This window comes from Streptomyces sp. NPDC002537, from assembly GCF_053594975.1.
Genome location: NZ_JBSFWT010000071.1, coordinates 23,866 through 38,968, shown reverse-complemented (window position 1 = coordinate 38,968; position 15,103 = coordinate 23,866). Strand labels below are relative to the sequence as shown.

The window sequence follows — 15,103 nt, the reverse complement described above, 5'->3', positions numbered from 1 at the left end:
GCCATACGCGGCTACGCCCACCTCGGGGCGCCGATAGCCGACCTCAAGGGCCCCGGCACCCCCCAGACCCCTGTCCACGACGGAACGTCAGCGGCTGTCGCTGCCGCCGGAGGCGGCCGCCGCGCGTCCCGCCTCCAGGCGGGCCACGGGGATGCGGAACGGCGAGCAGGAGACGTAGTCCAGGCCCACCTCGTGGAAGAAGTGCACCGACTCCGGGTCGCCGCCGTGCTCACCGCACACGCCCAGCTTGAGGTCGGGGCGGGTGGCGCGGCCGGCCTTGGCCGCGGCCCGGATGAGGGAGCCGACGCCGTCCCGGTCGATGGTCTCGAACGGGCTGACGCCGAAGATGCCCTTCTCCAGGTACGCGGTGAAGAAGCTGGCCTCCACGTCGTCGCGGGAGAAGCCCCACACGGTCTGGGTGAGGTCGTTGGTGCCGAAGGAGAAGAACTCGGCGGCCTCGGCGATCTGATCGGCCGTCAGGGCGGCGCGCGGCAGCTCGATCATCGTGCCGATGGTCAGCCGGAGCCGGGTGCCGGTGGCGGCCTCGACCTCGGCGATGACCGCGTCGGCCTCCTCGCGGACGATCTCCAGCTCCTGGACCGTGCCGACCAGCGGGATCATGATCTCGGCGCGCGGGTCGCCCTTGGCGTTCTTGCGCTCGGCGGCGGCCTCGGCGATGGCCCGTACCTGCATGGCGAACAGGCCGGGGATCACCAGACCGAGCCGGACGCCGCGCAGGCCGAGCATCGGGTTCTGCTCGTGCAGCTTGTGCACGGCCTGGAGCAGGCGCAGGTCGTTCTCGTGCGGCTCGTGGCGGGCCTCCGCGAGGGCGACGCGCACCGACAGGTCGGTGATGTCGGGGAGGAACTCGTGCAGCGGCGGGTCGAGCAGGCGGACGGTGACGGGCAGTCCGTCCATGGCCTCGAAGAGCTCGACGAAGTCGGCCTTCTGGAGCGGCAGCAGGGCGCCGAGGGCCTCTTCCCGCTCGTCGTCGTGGTCGGCCAGGATCAGCCGCTCGACCATCTCGCGGCGCTCGCCGAGGAACATGTGCTCGGTGCGGCACAGGCCGATGCCCTGGGCGCCGAAGCGGCGGGCGCGGGAGGCGTCCTCGGCGTTGTCGGCGTTGGCGCGGACGCGCAGGCGGCGCATCCGGTCGGCGTAGGCCATGATCCGGTGCACGGCCTGGACCAGCTCGTCGGCGTCGTCGGCGCCCGCGTGCATCCGGCCCTCGAAGTACTCGACGACCGGGGACGGCACGACGGGGACCTCGCCGAGGTAGACCTTGCCGGTGGAGCCGTCGATGGAGACGACGTCGCCCTCCTCGACCACGATCCCGCCCGGGGCGGTCATCCGGCGCCGCTTGGTGTCGACCTCCAGCTCCTCGGCGCCGCAGACACAGGTCTTGCCCATGCCACGGGCGACGACGGCCGCGTGCGAGGTCTTGCCGCCGCGCGAGGTGAGGATGCCCTCGGCGGCGATCATGCCGTTGAGGTCGTCGGGGTTGGTCTCGCGGCGGATCAGGATGACCTGCTCGCCGGACCGGGACCACTTCACCGCGGTGTACGAGTCGAAGACGGCCTTGCCGACGGCGGCGCCCGGCGAGGCGGCGATGCCGCGGCCCAGCAGGTCGGTTTTCGCCTTCTCGTCGAAGCGCGGGAACATCAGCTGGGCGAGCTGGGCGCCCGTGACCCGCTGGAGGGCCTCCGCCTCGTCGATCAGACCCTGGTCCACCAGCTGCGTCGCGATGCGGAAGGCGGCGCCCGCGGTGCGCTTGCCGACGCGGGTCTGCAGCATCCAGAGCTTGCCGCGCTCGATGGTGAACTCGATGTCGCACAGGTCCTTGTAGTGCGTCTCCAGCGTCTCCATGATCTGCATCAGCTGGTCGTACGAGGCCTTGTCGATGCGCTCCAGGTCGGCGAGCGGCACGGTGTTGCGGATGCCCGCGACGACGTCCTCGCCCTGGGCGTTCTGCAGGTAGTCGCCGTAGACGCCCTGGTGGCCGCTGGCGGGGTCGCGGGTGAAGGCGACGCCGGTGCCGGAGTCGGGGCCGAGGTTGCCGAAGACCATCGAGCAGATGTTGACGGCGGTGCCCAGGTCGCCGGGGATGCGCTCCTGGCGGCGGTAGAGCTTGGCGCGGTCGGTGTTCCACGACTCGAAGACGGCCCTTATGGCGAGGTCCATCTGCTCGCGCGGCTCCTGCGGGAAGTCCCGGCCGGTCTCCTTGGAGACGATCTCCTTGAACTCCGCGACGAGCCGCTGGAGGTCCCCGGCGTCGAGGTCGACGTCGGTGGTGACGCCCTTGGCCCGCTTGGTCTCCTCCAGCGCCTCCTCGAACAGGTCGCCCTCGACGCCCAGCACGGTCTTGCCGAACATCTGGATGAGGCGGCGGTACGAGTCCCAGGCGAACCGCTCGTCGCCGGCCTGGGCGGCGAGCCCGGTCACCGAGGCGTCGGAGAGGCCGATGTTGAGGACGGTGTCCATCATGCCCGGCATGGAGAACTTGGCGCCCGAGCGGACGGAGACCAGCAGCGGGTCGTCGGTCTGACCGAGCTTCTTGCCCATCCGCGCCTCCAGGGCGGCGAGGTGGGCACTGACCTCGTCACGCAGTGCCGCGGGCTCGCTGCCGCTGGCGAGGTACTCCTTGCACGCTTCGGTGGTGATGGTGAAGCCGGGAGGGACGGGCAGACCGAGGTTGGTCATCTCGGCGAGGTTGGCGCCCTTCCCGCCGAGCAGGTCCTTGAGGTCCTTGTTGCCCTCGGTGAAGTCGTAGACGAGCTTCTGGCGATCTGTGGTTTCCGGCACGGGACTCGACTCCTCTGGGTCCCCCCGTACTCAGTTGGGGGAGGGCGTGCTCAAACGGGCTGACGGCGGGGAGCGTACCCAGATCGAAGGCTTCTGAGGAGGTCCACTCCATGGTCATAGGGCCGCAACCACCCGTCTGCCAGCAGATCGAAAGTCAAGGCCGGGAAAAGAGGCCGAAAACCACTTCTTCACTGCCTGAAGCCATGATGGCAAGGGGTACGCGAATGATCGCGCGCTGTCGATCATTTGGGCGAAGTGGCGTCAACTCTTGAACGCGGAATCGATGGCACTGCGTGCCACCCGTCCGAAAGGTGCAGTCCCCTGCGGGGCGCTCGTTTGAGCGCTCGGCCGATCAGAGGTGGCGAGAATCACGCCTCCGGCCGCGGGCCGTCCGCGCCTGCGGCGGGCTTTTTCCCCAGCCCCGCCCCTTCCCGAAACTGGGGGAGACCCCCAGACCCCCAGACCCCCGACCGCGCTCCGCGCGGTGTCCTCAAACGCCGGACGGGCTGAATTTCGCGGACCGTGGCCCTTTGACCTACGGCCCGCAGACTTGCGGCCCGCAGGCTGCGGACTACGCCCGCAAAATCAGCCCGTCCGGCGTTTGAGGACGCGGCCGCAGGCCGCCCCCGCCGCAGGCGGCAAACCGGCCCGCAGCCGAACAGGTAACGGCGGCGTCAGCCGCCCGAGGTGTCCAGCTCCGCGTCCGCGGAAACCGCAGCGCAGTCATAGGGATCATCCAGCCACCCGTCCGGCAGGACGACCCGGTTACGGCCGGACGTACGACCCCGTGGCCCGTCGGCACCGACGGGCCACGCCTGCTCGCCGTCGACCTCGCTCAGAAGAGCGGCCAGCTCGGCCAGGGACGAGGACACGGCGAGCCGCTTCCGCAGGTCGGAGCCGACGGAGAAGCCCTTCGTGTACCAGGCGACGTGCTTGCGGAAGTCGATGACCCCGCGCTCCTCGTTCTCCAGCCACTCCCCCAGCAGCTGCGCGTGGCGCACCATGACGCGCGCGACCTCCTCGAAGGAGGGCGCCGCGGGCGCCCCGTCGCCCTCGAAGGCGGCCACCAGGTCGCCGAAGAGCCACGGCCGCCCGAGGCAGCCGCGGCCGACGACGACGCCGTCGCAGCCGGTCTCGCGCATCATCCGCACGGCGTCGTCCGCCGACCAGATGTCGCCGTTGCCGAGGACCGGTATCTCCGGCACGGTCTCCTTCAGCCGGGCGATGGCGTCCCAGTCGGCCGTGCCGCCGTAGTGCTGGGCGGCGGTGCGGCCGTGCAGCGCGATGGCGGTGACGCCCTCCTCGACGGCGATCCGTCCGGCGTCGAGGTAGGTGATGTGGTCGTCGTCGATGCCCTTGCGCATCTTCATGGTGACGGGCAGCGAGCCCGCGTTGCCGACGGCCTCGCGCAGGATCGAGCGCAGCAGGTTCCGCTTGTACGGCAGCGCGGAGCCGCCGCCCTTACGGGTCACCTTGGGGACGGGGCAGCCGAAGTTGAGGTCGATGTGGTCGGCCAGGTCCTCGTCCACGATCATGCGGACGGCCTTGCCGACGGTCACCGGGTCGACGCCGTAGAGCTGGATGGAGCGCGGCTTCTCGGTGCCGTCGAAGTGGATCAGCCGCATCGTCTTGGCGTCCCGCTCGACCAGCGCGCGGGTGGTGATCATCTCGCTGACGAAGAGCCCCTTGCCGCCGGAGAACTCGCGGCACAGCGTGCGGAAGGGCGCGTTGGTGATCCCCGCCATGGGGGCGAGCACCACCGGCGGCCACACGGTGTGCGGGCCGATCTGGAGGGGCGTGGCGGCGTCGTTCGTCATGTCGTCCATTGTCGCGTACCCCTCCGGCCCATTTAGTTGTACTCTTTAAATCATTAGAGGTGTACAACTATCCCGAGGTGCTGCCGCATGCCAGAGCTCTCCCGCCGCCGACGGCTGCTCGTCCTGGCGATCTGCTGTACGAGCCTGCTGATCGTCAGCCTCGACAACACGATCCTCAACGTGGCGCTGCCGTCGATGCAGAAGGAGCTGCACGCCTCGGTCCCCGGCCTCCAGTGGACGATCGACGCCTACACGCTCGTGCTCGCCTCGCTGCTGATGCTCGGCGGCTCGACCGCCGACCGGATCGGCCGCAGGCGGATATTCCAGGTCGGCCTGACGCTCTTCACGGCCGGATCCCTGCTGTGCAGCCTGGCCCCCGGACTCGGCTGGCTGATCGCGTTCCGGATGGTGCAGGCCGTCGGCGGCTCGATGCTCAACCCGGTCGCGATGTCGATCATCACCAACACCTTCACCGACCCCAGGGAGCGGGCCCGCGCGATCGGTGTGTGGGGCGGGGTCGTCGGCATCAGCATGGCCGCCGGGCCCATCATCGGCGGCGCGCTCGTGGAGTCGGTCGGCTGGCGCTCGATCTTCTGGATCAACCTGCCGGTCGGGCTGGTCGCGCTGGCCATGACCGCCCGCTACGTCCCCGAGTCCCGCGCCCCGAAGCCGCGCCGTCCCGACCCGGTCGGCCAGCTGCTGGTGATCGCGCTGCTCGGCTCGGTGACGTACGGGATCATCGAGGGTTCCGCCGCCGGCTGGACCTCGCCGCTGATCCTGGGCTGCTTCGCGGTGACGCTCGGCGCGCTCGCCGGGCTGCTGACCTACGAGCGGCGGCGCCCCGAACCCCTCGTCGAGCTGGGCTTCTTCCGCAGCGCCCCGTTCTCCGGGGCCACCGCGATCGGGGTGAGCGCCTTCGCCGGGCTCGGCGGCTTCCTCTTCCTCAACACGCTCTACCTGCAGAACGAGCGGGGGCTCTCCGCGCTCCACGCCGGGCTGTACATGCTGCCGATGGCCGCCATGACCCTGGTCTGCGCCCCGCTCTCGGGACGCCTGGTCGGCGCGCGCGGGCCCCGGCTCCCCCTCGTCCTGGGCGGTACGGCGATGACGGCCAGCGGCCTGCTGTTCGCGGCCCTCGACGCCCGCTCGTCCGACGCGCTGCTGTTCACCGCGTACGTCCTCTTCGGCATCGGCTTCGGCCTGGTGAACGCCCCCATCACCAACACCGCCGTCTCCGGGATGCCACGCGCCCGCGCCGGGGTGGCCGCCGCGATCGTGTCCACCAGCCGCCAGGTCGGCCAGTCGCTCGGTGTCGCCGTGATCGGCGCCGCGGTCGCCGCCGGGCTCCAGCTGACGGGCTGGTGGATCATCTCCGGGTGCGGGCTGGCCGTGCTGCTGCTCGGTACGATCACCACCGGCCGCTGGGCGGCCCGGACCGGCGAGCGCGCCGCCGCCCGCCTCGGCTCCGCAGGGGCGCCCCGGCCCGCCCCCCTTCCGACGAGTTCAGGATCCCGGTGACGCACGATGACCACGCACGACACCAGCACGGCGACCGCGCGGCGCGCCTGGGTCAACATCCGGGAGATGGTCCTGGGCGGCAATGAGCGGCGCAAGGACGTCGTCGACGCGCTCGGCATGAGCTTCTTCCGCGTCAAGGCACTGCGCCGGATCGCCAAGGGCCCGATCACCCTGCGGGACCTCGCCGACCAGCTGCTCACCGACCGGCCGTACGCCACGCTGGTCGTGGACGACCTCGCCGGGCGCGGCCTGGTGGAACGCACCGCGAATCCGGCGGACCGCCGCTCGAAGATCGTCACCTTGACCCCGGAGGGGCGGGCGGCGGCGGAACGGGCGGAGACGATCCTGGGCACGCCTCCGGCGGCACTGCTCGCACTGCCGCCGGAGGACCTGGCGGTCCTGGACCGCATCATGTCCCGGCTGACAGCCGGGGATTGACCTTTGGGGGCTGCGCCCCCGGACCCCGATCAGGTGCGGCCCGGTGGGCGGGTTGTGCCCACCCGTTCCGCCGTGCGGAACGATTGCCCACAACTGGGCGGGGCACGCAATTCAGCCCGTCCGGCGTTTGAGGACGCGGCCGCAGGCCGCTCCCGCCGCAGGCGGCAACGGCGGGGGCAGCCGAGCTACCCGTAGCACTCGCGAAGACGCTCCAGCCGCGCACGCGACTCCGCATCGGCCGGCGTGTACGTCAGCAATTTGGTTCCCGCGTGGGGCCCGACCCAGAGCGCCGTGTAGTCGAGCCGCAGCAGGCCCACCCTCGACTGACGGAACGCCTTCGTCCGTTCCGCGAAGCGGACCACCTCGTGCCGGTCCCAGATCTCGCGGAACTCCGGCGACCCGTCCTGGAGCCTCTTGAGCAGGCACTTCCAGGAGGGGTCCGCGAGGTGTTCGGCCATCGACGCGCGGAACTTGGCGGCCATGACCCGGACCGACTCGTCGCGGTCGACGAGGCTGGCGCACCACTCGGGGTTCATGAAGGCGAGCCACATGCAGTTGCGCTCCTCCCGGGGGAGGGCGTCCAGGTCGCACATCAGGTTCCCGTAGGGGCGGTTGTACGCGAGGATGTCGTACCGCGCGTTCTGGACGCAGGCGGGGAACGGCTCCAGCTGATCGAGCATCAGCCGCAGCGCGGCGGGGACCCCGGCGCACTCGGTGTCCGGCAGGGGATCGGCCGAGTTCGCGAGGGCGAAGAGGTGGCTGCGCTCGCCCTGGTCGAGCATGAGCGCGCGGGCGATGGCGTCGAGCACCTGCGCGGAGACCTTGATGTCGCGCGCCTGCTCCAGCCACGTGTACCAGGTGACGCCGACGGCGGCGAGGTGGGCGACCTCCTCGCGGCGCAGGCCGGGGGTGCGGCGGCGGGGACCGCGCGGCAGGCCGGCCTGTTCGGGGGTGATGCGCTCGCGGCGGCTGCGCAGGAAGGCGGCGAGCTCGCCGCGCCGTACGTCGTCGGCCGACACCGCGGGGGCGGGCCGGCGCTCGTGCGCCATCGTGGTCATGGCTCCAGGATGCCGGATGCGCCAGCCGGTTGGCAGGTAGTTCTTGTACCAGGATAAGAAGACTCTGGTACCAGGCTGAGCAAGTGGGCATCGTCCCTTGTGTGAGCGAAACCCGAATACCCCCGATCGCCCCGGCGGCCGTCGCCGCCACCCCTTCCAGCCCTGCCCTCAGCCCCCTGGGGCTCTTCACGGTGCTCGTCGGCGCTTCCCTGCCGATGCTGGACTTCTTCATCGTCAACGTCGCCCTCCCCACCATCGACCACGATCTGCACGCGGGCCCGGCGCTGCTGGAGATGGTGGTGGGCGGCTACGGCGTCGCGTACGCCGTACTGCTCGTGCTCGGCGGCCGGCTGGGCGACATGGTCGGCCGGCGGCGGCTGTTCCTGTGGGGGACGGCCGCGTTCGGGGTGACGTCCGTGGCGTGCGGGCTGGCCCCGGACGCCTGGACGCTGGTCGCGGCCCGGGTCGCGCAGGGCGCCGCGTCCGCGCTGATGCTGCCCCAGGTGCTGGCCACGATCCAGGCCACGACGCACGGCGCGCGCCGCACCAAGGCGCTGAGCCTGTACAGCGGCACGGCCGGGATCGCCAGCGCGGTCGGCCAGGTGCTCGGCGGCGTGCTGGTCTCCGTCGACATCGCGGGCACCGGCTGGCGGTCGATCTTCCTGGTGAACGCGCCGGTCGCGGTGGCCGCGCTGCTGCTGGCGGTGCGCACGGTGCCGGAGACGCGCTCGGAGCACCCGACGCGGGTGGACGGGCGGGGCACCGTCCTGCTGTCGCTGACGCTGGTGTCGCTGCTGCTGCCGCTGACAGAGGGCCGGGCGGCGGGCTGGCCGGTGTGGTCGTGGGTGCTGCTGGCCGTCTTCCCGGTGGCGGCGGTGGCGTTCCTGCTGGTGGAGCGGGGTGAGGAGCGGGCCGGGCGGACGCCGCTGGTGCCGCCGTCGCTGCTGCGGATCCGCTCGGTGCACAGCGGTCTCGCGCTGCTCGTGCCGTTCTCGCTCGGCTGGGGCGGCTTCATGTTCGTCCTCGCGGTGGCGCTCCAGGAGGGGCTGCGGCTGGGTCCGATGGCCGCGGGGCTGGCGCTGGTGCCGATGTGCGTGACGTTCTTCGCCGGTTCGCTGCTCGGTCCGCGGCTGGCGGCGCGGTACGGGCGGCGCGCGGTGACGGCCGGGACGCTGATCCAGGCCGCGGGGCTGCTGGGCGTGGCCGCGACCTTCTACTGGGGCTGGGACGGCCTGGGCGCGTGGGGCCTGGGGCCTGCGCTGGCCGTGCAGGGCCTGGGGCAGGGGCTGCTGCTGCCGCTGACGCTGCGGATCGTGCTGAGCGAGGTGCCTGTGGCGCAGGCGGGGGTCGGCGGCGGGGTGATGGTGACCACGCAGCAGTCCTTCATGGCGCTCGGGGTGGCCACGCTCGGCTCGCTCTTCCTCGCGCTGTCCGGGCCGATGGGGATGCGGGACGCGCTGGCGGTGACGTTGGCGGTGCAACTGGCGGCGGTGGCCGTGTCGATCCTGCTGAGCCTGCGGCTGCCGCGCACGATGGCCTGAAATCGCCCTTGAGGGTCCCCGAGGCCGGGGATCGCGGGGCGGAACACACACATGGACTGACAGATATTGAAATCTGTCAGTCCATGTGTCACTCTTCCGGTGTACCCACGCACCCCCCGCACCCCCTCCAAGGAGTCCCCCGTGCAGCACCGCACCCTCGGCACCACCGGCCCCCAGGTGTCCGCCCTCGGCCTCGGCGCGATGGGCATGTCCGCCCTCTACGGCGATGCCGACCGCGCCGAGTCGATCGCCACGATCCACGCCGCGCTCGACGCGGGCGTCACCCTGATCGACACCGGCGACTTCTACGGCATGGGCCACAACGAGCTGCTCATCAACGAAGCGCTGCGCACCGCCCCCGCGGGCACCCGCGAGCGGGCCCTCACCAGCGTCAAGTTCGGCGCCCTGCGCACCGTCGAGGGCGGCTTCACCGGAGTCGACGGCAGCCCCAATGCCGTGAAGAACTTCGCCGCCTACTCGCTCCAGCGCCTCGGCACCGACCACATCGACATCTACCGCCTCGCCCGCCTCGACCCGGACGTCCCGGTCGAGGAGACCATCGGCGCCATCGCCGAACTGGTGGAGGCCGGGCACGTGCGGCACATCGGCCTCTCCGAGGTGAACTCGGAGACCATCCGCCGGGCCGCCGCCGTCGCCCCGATCGCCGACCTGCAGATCGAGTACTCCCTGATCTCCCGCGGCATCGAGGACGACATCCTGCCCACCCTCCGCGAGCTGGGCATCGGCGTCACCGCGTACGGCGTGCTCTCGCGCGGCCTGATCAGCGGCCACTTCACCCGCGACCGGCAGCTCGCCGCGAACGACTTCCGCGGCATGAGCCCGCGCTTCCAGGGCGAGAACCTCCAGCACAACCTGGACCTGGTCGACGCGCTCCGCGAGATCGCCGCGGCGAAGGGAGCCACCGTCGCCCAGACCGCCATCGCCTGGGTCCTCTCGCGCGGCGAGGACATCGTCCCGCTGGTCGGCGCCCGCCGCCGCGACCGCCTCGCCGAGGCGCTGGGCGCGCTGGACGTCGAGCTGGAAGCGGCCGACCTCGCCGCCATCGAACGGGCCGTCCCGGCCGGCGCGGCGGCAGGCGACCGCTACCCGACCGACCAGATGGCACACCTCGACAGCGAGAAGTGACCGGGTACGGTCACTACGGGGGCTCCCCGCGCCCCCGTCCCTCATGGAAAGGCCGTACGCCCCGATGCCGCCCGAGCCCCTGACCCCCGCCCGCATCCTGGAAACCACCGAGGACGTGCTGCGCCGCTACGGCCCGGCCAAGGCCACCGTGGTCGACGTGGCGCGGGCCCTGGGCGTCAGCCACGGCAGCGTCTACCGGCACTTCGGCAGCAAGGCCGCCCTCCGCGAGGCGGTGACCCAGCGCTGGCTGGACCAGTCGCACACCGCGCTGTCCGCCGTCGCCGACGCGGAGGGGCCCGCCGGGCCCCGGCTGCGGGAATGGCTGGCCGGACTCTTCGCGGCGAAGCGGCACAAGGCGGGCGACGACCCCGAGCTGTTCGCCACGTACATGGTCCTCGTCGGCGAGAACAGCGGCGTCGTGGACCGCCACATCGGGACGATGATCGAGCAGCTCGCGCGGATCGTCGAAGGCGGCGTGCGCGACGGCGAGTTCACCACTGTCGACCCCGCCTCCACGGCACGCGCGATCTGGGACGCGACGAACCGCTTCCACGACCCGGCGTACGCGGCGGAGTGGTCCCGCCCGGAGATCGACGCGGCGTTCGAGGCGGTATGCGACCTGGTGCTGCGGGGGTTGCGGCCGGCTTGAGGACGTCCGCGCCTCTCGCCGTCCCGGCGCCGGCCCGCCGCGACGGCGCCCCTACCCCACCCCCAGGAACCGCAGAACGGCCAGCACCCGCCGGTGGTCCGCGTCCGCCTTCGGCAGGTCCAGTTTCGCCAGGATGCTGTTGATGTGTTTCGCGACAGCGGACTCGCTGACGACCAGCTGCGCCGCGATGCCCGCGTTGGAGCGGCCGCCCGCCATCAGTTCCAGGACGTCCCGCTCGCGCGGGGTCAGCCGGTCGAGGGGGTCGCTGTGCCGGCGCAGCAGGAGCTGGGAGACGACCTGGGGGTCGAGCGCCGTGCCGCCGCCCGCGACGCGGCGCAGGGCGTCGATGAACTCCTCGACGTCGGCGACCCGTTCCTTGAGGAGGTAGCCGACGCCACGGGTGTCACCGGACAGCAGATCGGCGGCGTACCGCTCCTCCACGTACTGGGAGAGCAGCAGCACCGCCGTGTCCGGCCACTGCTTGCGGATGACGAGGGCGGCGCGTACGCCCTCGTCGGTGAAGCCCGGCGGCATGCGGACGTCGAGGACGACGAGGTCCGGCCGGTGCTCGTCCACCGCCGCCAACGCGGCCTCCGCGTCGCCGGCTTCCGCGACCACGTCGAATCCGGCCGTCTCCAGGACCCTCACCAGGCCGATCCTGAGCAGGACGGAATCCTCGGCGATCACGGCGCGCACGGCAGCTCCACAGTCACAACGGTCGGGCCCCCCACGGGGCTGCTGATCGAGAAGGTGCCGTCGACCGACGCGACGCGCTTGGCGAGCCCCGCCAGCCCGGTGCCCCCCGAGGGGTCGGCACCGCCCACGCCGTCGTCGGAGACGACCACGAGCAGTATCCCCCCGAACCGTTCGACGGTGATGTCGACCCCGGACGCCTGGGCGTGCTTGACGATGTTGGCGAGCGCCTCGGAGACCACGAAGTAGGCCACGGCCTCGATGGCCGGGGCGGGCCGCGACGTCAGGTCGACCCTCAGCCGGACCGGCAGCGGTGTCCGGTCCGCGATGCCGGACAGGGCGGCGTCCAGGCCGCGGTCCTCCAGCACGGCCGGGTGCAGGCCGCGGACGAGGTCCCTCAGCTCGGCGATGGCCTGCTTCGCCTCGCGGTGCGCCTCGTCGATCACCTCGCGGGCGTCGTCGGGCAGGTCCTTCATGGTGGCCTTGGCGAGGCCGAGGTTGACGGCCATGGAGACGAGGCGCTGCTGGGCGCCGTCGTGCAAGTCCCGTTCGATCCGGCGCCGTTCGGCGTCGGCCGCGTCGACGACGCCCGCGCGGCTCTCGGTGACCTCGGCGACGCGGAGCCGGAGCAGTTCCTCGCGGCTGGGGCCGAGGCGGGTGAGGGCGGCGCGGGTGTCGAGCCGGGCGAGGGCGCGGGAGAGCCAGGCCGCGCCGTACAGCCCGGCGATCCCGGCGGCCGTCGTGTACACCGCCTGCGTGGTGTAGCCGATGTCCTCGGCGCGCACCTCCACCGGAAGCGTCCAGATCCAGACGTAGACCGTGGCGGCGACGGCGGCCGCCGCCCACGTCAGCAGGGTCAGCGTGCCGGCGAGGGCGATCAGCGGGCCGACGAACAGGTGGTACTGCACCTGCCGCCAGGCGGCGGGCGAGCGCAGCCACCGCTTGGTCCGCTCGGCCCGCGTGGCGCCTCCCACCTCGACGGGCCGGGGGATGTCCACGCCGAGCCGGCCCCGGAAGCGCGCGCCCTGGACGACGGTCAGCACGGGCGAGGCGAGGGCGAGCACGGCGAGCGGGACGAGCGCGGCGGCCACCACGCTCAGCGCCCGGGTCGGCCCGCCGTTCAGCCACGGCACGGCGACGACGAGCAGGGCGGCGACCTGCACCAGGGCACCGGTGGCCAGGAACGCGGCGGCCCGGCCCGCACCGTCGAACGGCTTGAGCAGGGTCCGGAGCACGAGGGGGATTTGCATGTTCCAAACGGTAAGGCCGCAGGTCAGGGCCGGGCCATGGCGCTGCTTTCCGTCCTGGGGGTATAGCTGGTGCCACCCCGGGACGGGCAGCAGCACGACTGACAGCGCGGGGCCGCGCGGCGGATTCTTGGCGTACCGGGAACACGACCGGCACCACGGCCGACAAGGAGCCCCGCCCCGATGAGCGTCCTCGAACTCCCCCGCCGCGCCCGGCCCACGGCCGAGGACGACCGCACGGGCGCGCTCGCCGAGGTGATCGAGCTGCGCGGCGACGTGCCTCCCGCCGCCCCGCGCCGCCGCGGGCGCCTGCTCGGCCATGCCCTGGTGGCGTGCGGACTCGCCCTGCTCCCCTGGCTGTTCGTGCTCGCGACGAGCCTCCCGGCCACGACGACGGCCTCACGCTGGTCGGCCGCGTGGGTGGGGCTGGACGCGCTGGAGGCGCTCGCGCTCATCACCACGGGCCTGCTCGCGGCCCGTCGCGACCACCGTCACGGGGTGGCGGCGGCCGCGACGGCGGCGCTGCTCGTCATGGACGCGTGGTTCGACACGATGACGGCCGCGCCGGGCGCGGACCTCGTGTCGGCGCTGGTCATGGCGGTGGCGCTGGAGCTGCCGCTGGCCGCAGTGTGCGGGGGGCTGGCGGTACGGGCGGCCTCGCGCGCCTGATCCCCGGCCGGAAGCGGCCGAAGGCCCCGGCCCGCCGAAGCGGGAACCGGGGCCTTCGCGCGGCGTGGAGGGTCAGCAGCCCAGCAGACGCGAGCCCAGGTAGCCCTCGATCTGGTCGAGGGAGACGCGCTCCTGCTTCATCGTGTCGCGCTCGCGCACGGTCACCGCGTTGTCGTCAAGCGTGTCGAAGTCGACGGTGACGCAGAACGGGGTGCCGATCTCGTCCTGGCGGCGGTAGCGGCGGCCGATGGCGCCCGCGTCGTCGAACTCGATGTTCCAGTGCTTGCGCAGGTCCGCCGCGAGGCCCTTGGCCTTCGGGGAGAGCTGCGGGTTGCGGGACAGCGGGAGGACCGCGACCTTCACCGGGGCGAGGCGCGGGTCGAGGCGCATCACGACGCGCTTCTCCATGACGCCCTTGGCGTTGGGGGCCTCGTCCTCGTTGTACGCGTCGAGCATGAAGGCCAGCATGGCGCGGTTGAGACCGGCCGCGGGCTCGATGACGTACGGGAAGTAGCGCTCGCCGGCCTCCTGGTCGAAGTACGACAGGTCCTGGCCGGAACCGGCGGAGTGCGCCTTGAGGTCGAAGTCGGTGCGGTTGGCGACGCCCTCCAGCTCCGAGAACTCCGAGCCGCCGAAGTTGAAGCGGTACTCGATGTCGACGGTGCGCTTGGAGTAGTGCGAGAGCTTCTCAGCCGCGTGCTCGTACCAGCGCATGTTCTCCGTGCGCATGCCGAGGTCGACGTACCAGTTCCAGCGCTGCTCCATCCAGTACTCGTGCCACTGCTCGTCCTCGCCCGGCTTGACGAAGAACTCCATCTCCATCTGCTCGAACTCGCGGGTGCGGAAGATGAAGTTGCCCGGCGTGATCTCGTTGCGGAAGGACTTGCCGGTCTGGGCGATGCCGAACGGGGGCTTCTTCCGCGAGGTCGTCTGGACCTGCGTGAAGTTGGTGAAGATGCCCTGCGCGGTCTCGGGCCGCAGGTAGGTCACCGAGCCGGTGTCCTGGGTCGGGCCGAGGTGGGTGGAGAGCAGGCCGGAGAACTGCTTGGGCTCGGTGAACTGGCCCTTGTTGCCGCAGTTCGGGCAGTTGATGTCGGCGAGGCCGTTCGCGGGCAGCTTGCCGTGCTTGGCCTCGTACGCCTCCTCCAGGTGGTCCGCGCGGTAGCGCTTGTGGCAGGAGGTGCACTCGGTCAGCGGGTCGGAGAAGGTGGCGACGTGGCCGGACGCCTCCCAGACCTCACGGGCGAGGATCACCGACGAGTCGAGGCCGACCACGTCGTCGCGCGAGGTGACCATGGAGCGCCACCACTGGCGCTTGATGTTCTCCTTGAGCTCCACACCGAGCGGTCCGTAATCCCAGGCGGCGCGCTGGCCGCCGTAGATCTCACTGCACGGATAGACAAAGCCACGGCGCTTGCTCAGGCTGACGATGGTGTCGATCTTGTCGGCGGCCACGGTGCTCTCTTCATTGCGACGACGAACTTATGGACAAGGGTGGCGCGTAGCGCCTCGATGGGGGGTGGTG

Annotated in this window: 12 protein-coding genes; 6 read left to right on the top strand and 6 right to left on the bottom strand. The window is 71.8% G+C overall.

The annotated features are described in order from the left end of the window. Positions 1-87: 87 nt before the first annotated feature. Positions 88-2,802, bottom strand: coding sequence for a pyruvate, phosphate dikinase (ppdK, locus tag ACWD4A_RS26740; protein ID WP_451197793.1), 2,715 nt, complete (start codon positions 2,800-2,802; stop codon positions 88-90). A gap of 674 nt (positions 2,803-3,476) precedes the next feature. Beyond that, positions 3,477-4,619, bottom strand: a complete 1,143-nt coding sequence (gene dusB, locus ACWD4A_RS26735) for a tRNA dihydrouridine synthase DusB (RefSeq protein WP_451197792.1) — start codon at positions 4,617-4,619, stop codon at positions 3,477-3,479. Positions 4,620-4,706: 87 nt separating this feature from the next. On the opposite strand from dusB, the gene ACWD4A_RS26730 reads away from it, so the two are divergent. Further along, the gene (locus ACWD4A_RS26730; protein WP_451197791.1) at positions 4,707-6,137 is read left to right on the top strand and encodes an MFS transporter; all 1,431 of its coding nucleotides are present in this window, start codon (positions 4,707-4,709) and stop codon (positions 6,135-6,137) included. A gap of 6 nt (positions 6,138-6,143) precedes the next feature. Then, positions 6,144-6,575 carry a MarR family winged helix-turn-helix transcriptional regulator gene (locus ACWD4A_RS26725; protein ID WP_451197789.1) on the top strand — a complete coding sequence of 144 codons (432 nt, stop codon included), beginning with the start codon at positions 6,144-6,146 and terminating at the stop codon, positions 6,573-6,575. Positions 6,576-6,760: 185 nt separating this feature from the next. Here ACWD4A_RS26725 and ACWD4A_RS26720 read toward each other — a convergent pair whose 3' ends face one another. Further along, entirely contained in the window at positions 6,761-7,633 is an 873-nt protein-coding gene (locus ACWD4A_RS26720) for a helix-turn-helix transcriptional regulator (protein WP_451197788.1), read from the bottom strand. Between the two features lie 101 nt (positions 7,634-7,734). Between ACWD4A_RS26720 and ACWD4A_RS26715 the strand changes: the two genes are divergently transcribed. From ACWD4A_RS26715 to ACWD4A_RS26705, 3 genes are all read left to right on the top strand, one after another. Beyond that, the gene (locus ACWD4A_RS26715; RefSeq protein WP_451197787.1) at positions 7,735-9,174 is read left to right on the top strand and encodes an MFS transporter; all 1,440 of its coding nucleotides are present in this window, start codon (positions 7,735-7,737) and stop codon (positions 9,172-9,174) included. 141 nt (positions 9,175-9,315) lie between these two features. Beyond that, entirely contained in the window at positions 9,316-10,320 is a 1,005-nt protein-coding gene (locus tag ACWD4A_RS26710; RefSeq protein ID WP_451197786.1) for an aldo/keto reductase, read from the top strand. Positions 10,321-10,384: 64 nt separating this feature from the next. After that, positions 10,385-10,969 carry a TetR family transcriptional regulator gene (locus tag ACWD4A_RS26705; protein WP_451197785.1) on the top strand — a complete coding sequence of 195 codons (585 nt, stop codon included), beginning with the start codon at positions 10,385-10,387 and terminating at the stop codon, positions 10,967-10,969. A 51-nt stretch (positions 10,970-11,020) separates the two neighbouring features. Here the strand turns inward: ACWD4A_RS26705 and ACWD4A_RS26700 are convergent, their stop codons facing one another. Further along, positions 11,021-11,665 carry a response regulator gene (locus ACWD4A_RS26700; protein WP_451197783.1) on the bottom strand — a complete coding sequence of 215 codons (645 nt, stop codon included), beginning with the start codon at positions 11,663-11,665 and terminating at the stop codon, positions 11,021-11,023. Further along, the gene (locus ACWD4A_RS26695; RefSeq protein WP_451197782.1) at positions 11,653-12,912 is read right to left on the bottom strand and encodes a sensor histidine kinase; all 1,260 of its coding nucleotides are present in this window, start codon (positions 12,910-12,912) and stop codon (positions 11,653-11,655) included. Before ACWD4A_RS26695 ends, ACWD4A_RS26700 begins: the two co-directional genes overlap by 13 nt. 180 nt (positions 12,913-13,092) lie before the next feature. Between ACWD4A_RS26695 and ACWD4A_RS26690 the strand changes: the two genes are divergently transcribed. After that, on the top strand, positions 13,093-13,578 hold the full coding sequence (locus ACWD4A_RS26690; protein ID WP_451197781.1) for a hypothetical protein: 486 nt from the start codon (positions 13,093-13,095) through the stop codon (positions 13,576-13,578). A 72-nt stretch (positions 13,579-13,650) separates the two neighbouring features. Here the strand turns inward: ACWD4A_RS26690 and ACWD4A_RS26685 are convergent, their stop codons facing one another. Beyond that, positions 13,651-15,033, bottom strand: coding sequence for a glycine--tRNA ligase (locus tag ACWD4A_RS26685; protein WP_451197780.1), 1,383 nt, complete (start codon positions 15,031-15,033; stop codon positions 13,651-13,653). Between the last annotated feature and the right edge of the window lie 70 nt (positions 15,034-15,103).